The organism is Bifidobacterium tsurumiense (assembly GCF_000741765.1).
Lineage (GTDB): Bacteria > Actinomycetota > Actinomycetes > Actinomycetales > Bifidobacteriaceae > Bifidobacterium > Bifidobacterium tsurumiense.
Genome location: NZ_JGZU01000004.1, coordinates 189,939 through 201,454 on the forward strand (window position 1 = coordinate 189,939; position 11,516 = coordinate 201,454).

Sequence of the window (11,516 nt, forward strand, 5' to 3'; positions counted from 1 at the left end):
TATCGATTAGTTGCTGAAAGTAAGAAATATGCATTGCTGCGTATAAGGAGTCTTCGCCATGGCAAGTTTGCTGCTCGCCGTAATCTATGTTGCCTTCATAAGTCTCGGTCTACCTGATGGTCTGTTGGGAGCTGCATGGCCGACCATGGGCCCGGATCTGGGTGCACCATTGTCATGGCAAGGAGGAATATCTGCGGTTATCTCCCTTGGGACCATTACCTCTGCGCTGCTTTCGGACAGGCTTACATTAAAGCTGGGCGCTGGGAAGGTGACCGCGATTTCAGTAGGCATGACAGCGGCTGCGCTCTTCGGTTTCTCGGTAGCTCCTAATTATTGGGTGCTCATACTGATGGCAATTCCATATGGCTTAGGTGCCGGTGGCGTGGATGCTGCCCTGAATAATTATGTCGCCATCCATTACGAGAGCCGACATATGAGCTGGTTGCACTGCATGTGGGGTATTGGTGCATCGGTTGGCCCGTACATCATGGGCTTTGCCTTGAGCAATGGGCAGGGTTGGCCGTCCGGTTATCGCTATGTCTCCGTGATTCAAGTGGTGCTCACCGCATTGATTCTGCTGACCTTGCCATTGTGGAAGTCCAGGAATCAAGCGGGGAATGCATCTGCGCAAAGTACTGGCTATTCTGCGGAAAAAAGCGCAGAACAAGCCTCGCAGGAGGCAAAGCCGTTGGGGCTGCGTGGTGTCGTAGCCATCAAGGGCGCCAAAGAGATTTTGATCATGTTCCTGTGTTATTGCGCCATCGAGTCCACCGCAGGACTGTGGGCGAGTAGTTATATGGTGATCCACGGTGGCATGGATCGAGCTTCGGCTGCGACCTGGGCCAGCCTGTTTTACACAGGGATCACGGTCGGTCGTGCTCTCAGCGGCTTTATGACCATGAAATTCAATGACCCGACCATGATTCGCATCGGCTTAGCGGTTCTTTTTGTGGGTATTGCCGTCATGGTGCTGCCGGTTCCTGGAAATGGTGCCATCATGGCCGGATTGGTGCTTATCGGGCTTGGTTGCGCACCTATTTATCCTTGTGTCATCCATTCCACGCCGGCATATTTTGGTGCAGATAAATCCCAAGCCATAATCGGCGTTCAGATGGCTTCCGCATATGTTGGCTCGCTGGCTGCGCCGCCGATATTCGGCGTGATTGCGGAATATGTCACCATTGACTCATTCCCTGTGTATATGCTCGCCTTCTTGCTGCTCATGGTCTTTATGCACGAACAATTGCGCCGCAAGCGTCCGGTAGAGATGTGATGCCATAATCGAACATATGTACGACGGGCTTGAAGGATTCTCTGAGGTTACTGCACAGTGGTTTGCGCATTCCTTCTCTCATCCCACGCAAGTGCAGCGGAAGGCGTGGCCAGCCATTCGCAGGGGAGATCATGTGCTTGCCATAGCTCCCACAGGATCAGGCAAGACCTTAAGCGCATTTCTTTGGGCCATCGATCGACTCATCAACGATCAACTCAAATATCGAGAACAACGGAACGCGACCAAGAAAGGCAAGCGGCGAAAAGGCGTCAAAGTCCTTTATATTTCCCCGCTGAAGGCACTTGGCGTCGACGTGGCCAAGAATTTGCAGATCCCGCTCGAAGGCATAGCCGAAGCGTGCAAGTCACATCTCGGGATTGAGCCTGATATTCGAGTTGCCATGAGAAGCGGCGACAGCACGGCTCAAGAAAGGCGAAGCATCGTCAGCCGACCGCCTGATATCTTGGTGACCACACCGGAATCCTTGTTCTTGATGCTGACTTCCAAAGCGCGGCGCATCTTGGAAACGGTGGATACCGTTATTGTCGATGAAGTCCATGCGGTGGCAGGCAGCAAACGAGGAGCTCATCTGGCGCTCAGCTTGGAGAGGCTGGAAACCAACGCACAGCATCGTATTCAACGAATCGGGTTATCGGCCACTGTCCGTCCGGTCGACGAAGCGGCTCGGTGGTTGGGCGGTGACAGAAAAGTCAACATCATCGATGCCGGTACTCGCCTTGACATGGATATTCGGGTGGTCGAGCCGCTCGCAGATATGAGGGATACTGCAAATTCAACTGCTTCATCCTCGATTCATGCCGCAGCCGCGCCCCGTTCCAATATGCCCGCACCTCGAATAACCGGTGTGACTCCGGCCATGCAGCGGCTTGCCGAGCGCAATCAGCAATATGAAAACTCGAAGGTGTCTGACGCTTCAGCGTCGAATGCTCAAGCGTCAGAGCAATGGCAATTGCCCACGCAACAACATGGCAGTGTGACCAATGCATCCGTATGGCCGGCGATAGAGCACAGCGTTCTGGAAGAGATCCTCAAGCATCGCACCACATTGGTATTTGTGAATTCACGGGGCTTAGCAGAACGCTTGACTGCACGATTAAATGACGCATATGCCGAAATGCACAGTGCTCATAAGGAAGCTGCGCAAACCTCCGAAACAGCAGATGACACCAGGCACCACAGTTCATTGATGGGGCCGACTTCGATGCTGGTGAATACGGGTCATACATCGCCAATAGCCATGGTGCATCATGGCTCAGTTTCCAAGGAGAGGCGCGCCGATATTGAACATCGCCTCAAACAAGGCCGGCTGCGTTGTGTTGTGGCAACCTCAAGCCTGGAACTCGGCATCGATATGGGAAGTATCGATTTGGTGATTCAGATCGCGCCACCCTTATCCGTATCGTCAGGTTTGCAACGCATAGGCAGGGCTGATCATACTGTGGGCGGCAAACCCAAGGCATTGATGTATCCACTGACCCGTGAGCAGATCATCACGATGACGGCAAGTGTGGAGAGCATGAGAGCCGGTGAACTCGAACGCATGGCTGTGCCCAGCAATCCACTTGATATCTTGGCTCAACAAACCGTTGCGGCAGCGGCTTTGGAAAGCCTGAATCCTGATGAATGGTATGCAACGGTTTTGCGTTCTGCGCCATTCGCGCATTTGGATCGAGAGTCATTCGATTCGGTTCTCGGCATGATGACTGGTGCTTATAACAGTGAAGATTTTTCTGTGTTCAGGCCGCCACTCGACAAAGATACCGAGACGGGAAGCATTATTGCTCGGCCTGGTGCGCAACGCCTGGCGGTGACCAGTGGCGGAACCATACCAGATCGCGGCATGTACACCGTATTGATGCCGAAATCCGATTCTTCATCGGCTCCACGCCGTGTTGGTGAGTTGGATGAGGAAATGGTCTATGAATCTCGCGTAGGCGATGTGATTACTCTCGGCACTTCTTCCTGGCGTATTCAAGAGATAACCCGTGACCGAGTGCTTGTGGTTCCCGCACCGGGTCAACGTGCACGATTGCCGTTTTGGCATGGCGAAGGCAATGGACGGGATGCCGATTTTGCGAGTGCGGAAGGGCGATTGTTGCGCGATCTTTCGCATGGGTTGATGGCAACGAACAAAGCACAGCAGGATTCAGCAGTTTTTCAAGTGGCGGAGGCATCGAACGATCCGCCAAGACCAGGCGCTGCCCTTGCTGAGGAACAAGGTCATTTTCCAATATCGCAACCCACATTTCAAAACGACATAGTATCCAGATTGCGAAGCGACGGTCTGGATAACAATGCCATAGCAAATCTTGCCCAGCTCTTGGTAGAACAGCGTAGCGCCACAGGAATCATCCCCGACGATAGACGAATCGTTGTCGAACGATATAAAGATGAAGAGGATGATTGGATGGTGGTAGTGCATTCTCCCTATGGCAGGAGAGTGCATGAGCCGTGGGCGCTCGCTTTGACATCGCTGTTATACCAACGTTTTGGCGTGGATGGGGAAATCCACGCTGCTGATGATGGCATTGTGATTCGTCTTCCTGATGGCGTCCATCCCTCGGTTATCGTTGACATATTGCGTTGCGATAGTGAGGACCTGCGCAGAATAGTTCAGGAACATGTTGGGCAGACCGTTTTGTTCGCAGCCCGTTTCCGCGAATGTGCTGCGCGCTCGCTGTTTCTTGCACGAACACGCCCTGGCAAACGAGTTCCGCTGTGGCAACAACGATTACGAGCATCCCAGCTGTTGTCAGTGGCTAAACGGCAGGCGCATTTCCCGCTACTGCTTGAAACCGCACGAGAGTGCCTGCAAGATGTATATGATTTACCCGCCTTGGTTGCGATTATGGACCAGTTGCAAACGGGAACCATAACCATCTCGGAAGTCGAGACTACGACCCCTTCTCCTTTTGCGCAACGGATTTTATTCGGCTTCCTTGGCGATGTGATGTATCAGGGCGATATGCCGCAAGCCGAGCGCGATGCACAATTGCTTGCTATGGATATGCATGCTTTGGAGCGTCTTATCGGTCAGGAGCCGATGTCCAAGATTCTGGATGCAGACGTTATCTCACAAGTTGAGGAGGAACTGGCAGGACGGCAATTCTGGAATGAATTATCCAACGATGATATTCAGGGGCGCATAACGAGATTTGCCAAAACGCATGGGCCATTCACCGCTGATGAGGTCATGGAGCAACTGCATTTAGATGCAGTACAGACGGTGCGGATATTGCAGTCCATGCGCAGTTCAGGTGAGGTGCTTTCAGGCACTTTCGTTGAGGATGAACGGCATGTGGCAGGAGTAGAACAGTGGATCCATCGCGATGTGTTACGACTGATCCGTAAGCGATCATTGCGCAAAGCGAGGAAAGCTATTCGTCCGGTTTCCGCGCAGGAATATCAGCGTTTTCTTATTGACAGACAAGGTGTGGGGCCTGTTGGCAAGGAACAATATGAAGGCCTTGATGGTTTGATGCGGGTTATAGAGCAATGCGAAGGACTTGCTTTGCCTGCGCGAATATGGGAACAGTCCGTATTTCCAAGGCGCGTTCGCGGATACCAGCCCGCTATGCTTGATGAATTGCTTGCGTCTGGCGAAGTGGTATGGGTAGGGTCATCGAATCACGCGCCCATACGGTATGGCGAAACAGGAAATATCGCATGGTATGTATCGGATTCAACACTCTTGGGGTCGGCTGCGCCGCACAACGATGTCATGCCGAATCGACAACGCTCTGAGACCGATTTTGCGGAACAATCGGAGCCAAAGCAATCCATCTTCAATCGAGATGAGCCAACTGAAGATGCCACGAACAACCTTTATCAAAACGTTGCAGCCCATGCAGTCGATACGGCCAATGAATCTCAATTCTCCTCATTGATTGCTTCAGGTATGGATACGCAAACCATAATCAGTGCTGCGATCGAAGAGGTATTGCGCGATGGCGGCGCTTACCGAGTCTCGCAACTAGCCTCCTGCGTACGCGGCATGATCCAATCTGAAGTGCAACATGTGCAGCAGCAGGCGGAGGCTATGGTGGCTGCGGCATGGAACGAAGAGGATTTTGCCAAGGCATTATGGGCATTTGTCTGGTATGGGAGTGTGACCAATAGTTCGTTTATGCCGATCCGAGCATTGCTCAAATCGACAGCGGCTCCTAGTTCAAGACGTATGCATTCCGCACGTTCTATGCGTAGAAGATACGCCACGAACCGCGGTGCGATTCCACCATCCCTCGGCGGCATGTGGTCCATAATCGGTACGCAAACCAAGCCGAGCGCCGAAGAACGAATCATGGCGATAATAGAAGCCCTGCTTGATAGATATGGCATAATCGCGCAGCCTCTGGTCGAGTTGGAATCCATCCCCGGAGGTTTTTCCCGGATGTATCCTGTGCTCGCTCGCATGGAAGAACGCGGTGTGCTTCTTCGGGGTATGTTCGTAGAAGGTCTTGGTGGTGCACAATTTGCGGCAAGGGAAACTGTCGATGCACTGCGTCAATCCGGTGGCGCAACACAGTTTGGCGCAATCATGCTGGATGCTATGGATCCCGCCAATACTGTGGGATCTCTTTTCCCTTGGCCGCAATTGGTCGGGGAATCAGCTCAGCCACAGCGAAAGGCTGGGAATGCCGTTATTGTGGGGCAACACTGTGCGATTGCGTATATTTCCGGCAAAGGTCGACATATCGCTATCACTCAAGAGTGTGATAGCAATGAACGCAGCGCTGAAGTCGAAGCCGCTATGCAGCAATTGGCTCAGTGCATGAGAGCGCAGGCAAACACCAAGGCAGTGGTCACGGACATCAATGGATTGTCACCGATCCGAGGTGGGGTAGCGGTGCAAGCACTGAAACAGGTCGGGTATGTACCGACTCCTCAAGGTCTTCGCCTGTATATGTGAGATATGCGAAACGGCAGCCAACCGGCCGATCAGCCAATATAAGCAATCGGTGAGGCGAGTTCCACACCAGACGCATCGCGACGCATATCGGGCTTGGGCAGTTCCACAGTGCTTCCGCCTTCGGTGCTGGCAGATAATGGATACTCTCCGATATGTGCAGCGATAAGTATGTTCTGACCTTTCAGGAAGCGTTGCGAACGTACGCCGCCAGTGCCCCTGCCTTTGGTCGGATACATTTCCAGAGGGGTGATCTTGGCTGCACCGTTTTCTGTACCTGGCAGGGCATCCTTGTCTCCGGCGACAGTAAGCACCACTGCGCCGGACGCCGAGAAGAGCCCGTCGTCATCCTCGTCATAGGTCCATGAGACCTTTCCGGCAGATATGACATTGAATGCGACGACTGTGCAATCCTCAGCCAGACGAATACCGGCCATGCCGCCTGCAGTTCGTCCTTGTGGGCGCACATTGGAAGCCTCGTACGTCAGCAAGGAAGAGTCTGAAGAGATGAATACGAGACGATCCTCATCGTTGGCATCCGCTGCGAAAATAACGCTATCGCCATCCTTCAAATCGATGACGCTCCACGAATCCATAGTCGTTGGAGACTCCCTATTCCACCGCTTCACCACGCCCATGGTCGTGCCCAGTGCAAGAGGATTGGTGTGATCTTCGGCTAGCGCCACAGCGGAAATCACATGCTCGCCGGGAACAGGATCGGTGCTCTCCGTCAAAGCGAGCAGGTCGTCAGCGCGAACACCTGAAGCGACGCTGAGGATTGCCGAAGCAGGAACCACAGGCAACTCGGCTGCATGTGCCACGACCAAGCGGCCCGCCGAGGTGATCAGGCCATAGGTGGAAAGCGTGGTTGTGGACACAATCGAAACGATTTGCTCATCAGGACCCCGATGGTCCATGGCGCTGCGGGACTGCCATGCATCCACGGCGGTTGGAGTACTGCGAGCGATCAATCCGGAAGCGCTGAGCAATACCGCACAAGGCTCGTCATCCAGCTGCAAGGCTGCCGCAGCAGCGTCATCCTCACCGGCCTTGCGGGCAGCGGCGGCAGCTGCAACATCGGCTGCCGCAGACGAGACGGTTTGCGCAGAACGAATAGCGGCAGTCGCCTGAGCGGGGAGAGCCGCTGATCCTGCCTCGCTCACGACAGGAACCAACGCTCCGGATTCGTCGGAATCGAGCAATACCGTGCGTCTTGGGCTGCCCCATTGAGCGACGGCTTGATCCATTTCATCGGTTACCACACGATCCAATTCCTCGGCAGAGCCAAGTATCCGTTCGAGTTCCTCAATGCGCTTGCGCAAATCATCACGTTCTGATTCCAACTCGATGCGGCTCATACGAGTCAGTCTGCGCAGGCGCAGATCAAGGATGTATTGAGCCTGCACCTCATCCAGATCGAATACTGCAATAAGCCGTGTTTTCGCTGCCTCGGCGTCCTCGGAAGTGCGGATCACCTGAATGACCTCATCGATGTCAATAAGAGCCAGGAGCAGACCTTCAACCAGGTGGAGTCGTTCTTCCGCCTTGCGACGTCGGAACTCACTGCGGCGGCGAATGACCCTGCGACGATGGTCAATCCACACATCCAGCATTTCCTTGAGGCCCATGGTATGTGGTCTGCCGTTGACCAAAGCCACATTATTCATCGTGAAATTATCCTGAAGCGGGGTGTGCTTGAAAAGCTGCGCCAAGACGGCATGAGGATCAAAACCTGTTTTGATTTCGATGACAAGTCGAGTGCCGTTATGTCGGTCGCTTAAGTCAATTGCCCCGGAGATGCCTTCTAGCTTGCGGTTCTTCACTCCTTCGGAGATTCGCTCAAGCACTCGCTCGGGTCCTACCATGAACGGCAATTCGGTGACGACGATGGCCTTTTTACGGGCGGTCACATTTTCGATATGGGTTGTCGAACGAGTGGTCAAAGCACCGCGTCCATGCTCATATGCTTCACGAATGCCATCGCGGCCAATGATCACGCCGCCGCCGGGCCAATCGGGTCCGGGAACGAAACGCATCAATGCTTCCAAGGAAGCATCAGGATGAGCCATCAGATATTTGGCAGCAGCGACCACCTCGCCGAGATTATGCGTGGCCATATTGGTCGCCATACCCACGGCAATGCCTGAGGCGCCATTGACTAGCAGATTCGGTATGGCTGAAGGCAGGACAGTGGGCTCTTGCAGCTTATTGTCATAATTTGGCGTGAAATCAACCGTATCCTCATCGATACTGGCATTCATTCCCAAGGCAGCCGGTGCCAATCGAGCTTCGGTGTACCTGCTGGCAGCGGGGCCGTCGTCCAATGAACCGAAGTTACCGTGACCATCGACCAGAGGCAGTCGCATGGCAAAAGGTTGGGCCAAACGCACCATGGCGTCATAAATCGCGGAATCGCCGTGGGGATGGAGCTTTCCCATCACTTCGCCGACCACACGAGCAGACTTCATATACGCACGATCAGGGGTCAGATTCATCTGGCCCATTTGATAGACGATACGACGCTGAACAGGTTTCAGGCCATCTCGAGCATCCGGCAAGGCACGTGCATAGATCACCGAATATGCGTATTCGAGGAAGGATTTGCTCATCTCCTCATTCAACGGCGTTTCGATAATATTCTCGTGTACCGTTCTCGGATCAAACGCAGGTTGTGACGTTTTGCGATGTGCCATACCTATTGAAAACTCCCTTGGACCAGTTGCTCAATGAGTGAACAATCCGCACCATACTATCCGAAAGACCGCCCAAATGCGTGTGTTTTCGCCGACGAGTGCTTCAATGGGGACTATGACCATCGAAGTGCCTGCAATAGAAGAACTGCTAGAACTCAGGACAATGCATGCTTTGGGGGAAGTGCGCGGGGATGTGGCGGCGAAGGCTCGAATTGCAGGAAATCAAGGGAGTCTACCGCAAGCATATGGTCTGCGTTCCCTATCGGCGGTAATGCCGGCTTTAAGCGATGCCATAGGGTGTCCTGTGGCTACGGCATTGCATCAGGATCCGGCACAGGCTCGCCAGGCTTTGGGATTTCCAGAAGCCAGATCGGCAATAGTGGCACTAGTTGATGGCTTGGGATTCTGGAATATTGCCATGCGGGTTGGTCATGCACCGTATTTACGCTCGCTACTGTCGCATACGGAAAACGAGCACCCCATATCCACATGCATGCCAAGCACAACCGTTGCAGCCATGGGAACATTCGGCACCGGCACTTGTCCTGGAATGACTGCGATGACGGGATACACCCAAAGAAATCCCCAAACAGGGAATATCGCCCAACTCATCCAATTCAAGGATTCATTGCCCCCGCATGAACTCCAGCAAGAACCGACAGTATTTGAACAATTGGCCCGACATACTCGTGTCACGAGTGTAGGGCTTCCCAAATTCGCCGATTCCCCGTTGACTCAGGCAGCGTTGCGCGGAGCCACATATCAAGGGCACATATCTCCGAGCTCGAGGATTGCATTGGCATGCCGTGCAGCGACCACTCCAGGATTGACCTACTTGTACATACGCGATACGGATAAAGTGGGGCATAATTACGGCTGGGATTCCTTGCAATGGACGGAAGCCTTTGAACGGGTGGATGCCCAGCTTTCATTATTGCGACGCAGCGCGCCCAAAGGGACGCTTATCGTGATCGTTGCCGACCATGGCATGATAAGCGCTGATCCCGAGCAATGCATCGATATCGCCGAACATCCCGGTTTGGCTCAGGGCGTCGCTCAACTTGGTGGAGAACCCAGGGCTCCGATGCTCTATGTTGAACCTTCGCATGACGTCGAGGAAGTGGCCGAGCGTTGGCGAGACCGATTGGCCGGGCGTGCTGTGGTGCAGACCCGCGACGAAGCCATATCTTCTGGCGTGTATGGCCTTGTGGAGGATCGCGTCAAGCCGATGATCGGCGATATCGTGGTGGCCGCTCTTCATCGTGTGACCATTGTCGATTCCAGAACCCAGAGCGAAAAAGCCATAAGCCTGCCTAGTGTGCACGGCTCAAGGAGTGCTGTGGAGATGGATATTCCATGCTTCATCGACATGGCCTGATTGGAGCGCAGCATTCGTTACCATGGCGTTCGCCACTGATTAAGCTGAAATAGATTCAGTATGGCTGGGCCCAGGCCAACCATCTATGCCCTATGCTCTCAGCTCTCAGTCTCCGAAGAGTATCTCATCCCAGCTAGGCACGGCGGAACGGCCCTTGCGTTTATTCGGTTTCACCAATGCTGGATCATTCGGTGCGTGCTCGCTTTGCGCAGCATCCGTGGAATGCTCGGTCCCCGGTTCGCTACTCGTAGGTTGAGGCATTGCAGGCATAGCGGGGAGTGATTGTGCAGAAGTCACCTGTTCCGCTTGCGAACCATCTTGACGTTGCGCAGATGTGCCGACCTGAGTGAACGGGGAGTCAAAGGATTCGTTGCAGTGGTGCTTGAGGTGGGATTTTGCTGCGATTGCACGCCCTCAGCTGCCGGTGCTGCCGTGTTAGGCGAAGCATTCGAAGCGGCGGAGGCTGCTGCCTGTTCTGTCGAACGATCAGTCGCTCTCCAAGCCGACACGGCACGTTCGATACGAGCGGATCGGACCGAGTCGCCGGGAATGGATACGGAACCCACATTGAATTCAGCGTCACGCTCGGTGGAAGTCATAAGCGCATTATTCGTCGTCGCAGGAAGCTCGGCGTTGTCGCGTTCCCCAAGAAGTTTTCTCGCAGCGTTGTTCAGGCTGGTAATTGCATTGTTATGCATATCCCAGTACCATTCCGCACGAACGGGACGGCCTGCGGATTCGAATTGCGCGGTGATCTTCCATGGTTCCAAGCCACGTCGTGTTGCCTTCCACGAGACGGATTCCATGCCGATTCTGGCTGCGGCAAGTGTGCGTTCAACCAGCTCTGCAACAGTGCGTACTCTGCTTTCCTTAGGGGCTGGGACTGTGAAGAACTGCGTTATGGCATATTGTTTTTCCGTTTCCACCGCAGCGGAGAACCGACGGACCAAGGTTTCGCTCAGACCGTATTTTTCGGCTACCTGGGCTGGTTCCGCACCCACTCGGATAAGCGCCTGTATTTGCGAAAGTGGGCAAGGAATGGGTTGGTTGGGCCTGTGAATACCGTTGATTTTCAGCTTTGAGCTGTTTCGCCTCAAGAATAGCGTGTTCCAAGGTGTCGTCGACACGCACGACAAATTGTGCGTTGCCAAGCGAAAACACGAGCTCCCCAGAGTCGCCCACACGTTCAAATTTGGCTTCATTCAGCGGATTTTCAGGCATGCGCGCACCACTTTCTTCCTTAGT

At 54.0% G+C, this 11,516-nt stretch carries 4 protein-coding genes and 1 pseudogene; 3 read left to right on the forward strand and 2 right to left on the reverse strand.

What is annotated here, in order from left to right:
- Positions 1–58 precede the first annotated feature (58 nt).
- Both BITS_RS02935 and BITS_RS02940 read left to right on the forward strand, forming a co-directional pair.
- On the forward strand, positions 59–1,273 hold the full coding sequence (locus BITS_RS02935; RefSeq protein ID WP_026642578.1) for an MFS transporter: 1,215 nt from the start codon (positions 59–61) through the stop codon (positions 1,271–1,273).
- A gap of 16 nt (positions 1,274–1,289) precedes the next feature.
- On the forward strand, positions 1,290–6,203 hold the full coding sequence (locus BITS_RS02940) for a DEAD/DEAH box helicase (RefSeq protein ID WP_026642579.1): 4,914 nt from the start codon (positions 1,290–1,292) through the stop codon (positions 6,201–6,203).
- Between the two features lie 29 nt (positions 6,204–6,232).
- Here BITS_RS02940 and BITS_RS02945 read toward each other — a convergent pair whose 3' ends face one another.
- On the reverse strand, positions 6,233–8,893 hold the full coding sequence (locus BITS_RS02945; protein ID WP_026642580.1) for a DNA gyrase/topoisomerase IV subunit A: 2,661 nt from the start codon (positions 8,891–8,893) through the stop codon (positions 6,233–6,235).
- 115 nt (positions 8,894–9,008) lie between these two features.
- Between BITS_RS02945 and BITS_RS02950 the strand changes: the two genes are divergently transcribed.
- A complete protein-coding gene (locus BITS_RS02950; protein WP_026642581.1) occupies positions 9,009–10,271 on the forward strand; it encodes an alkaline phosphatase family protein in 1,263 nt (420 codons plus the stop codon).
- A gap of 105 nt (positions 10,272–10,376) precedes the next feature.
- Here BITS_RS02950 and sepH read toward each other — a convergent pair.
- Positions 10,377–11,492 (reverse strand): annotated as a pseudogene (gene sepH, locus BITS_RS09070) (septation protein SepH).
- Positions 11,493–11,516 lie beyond the last annotated feature (24 nt).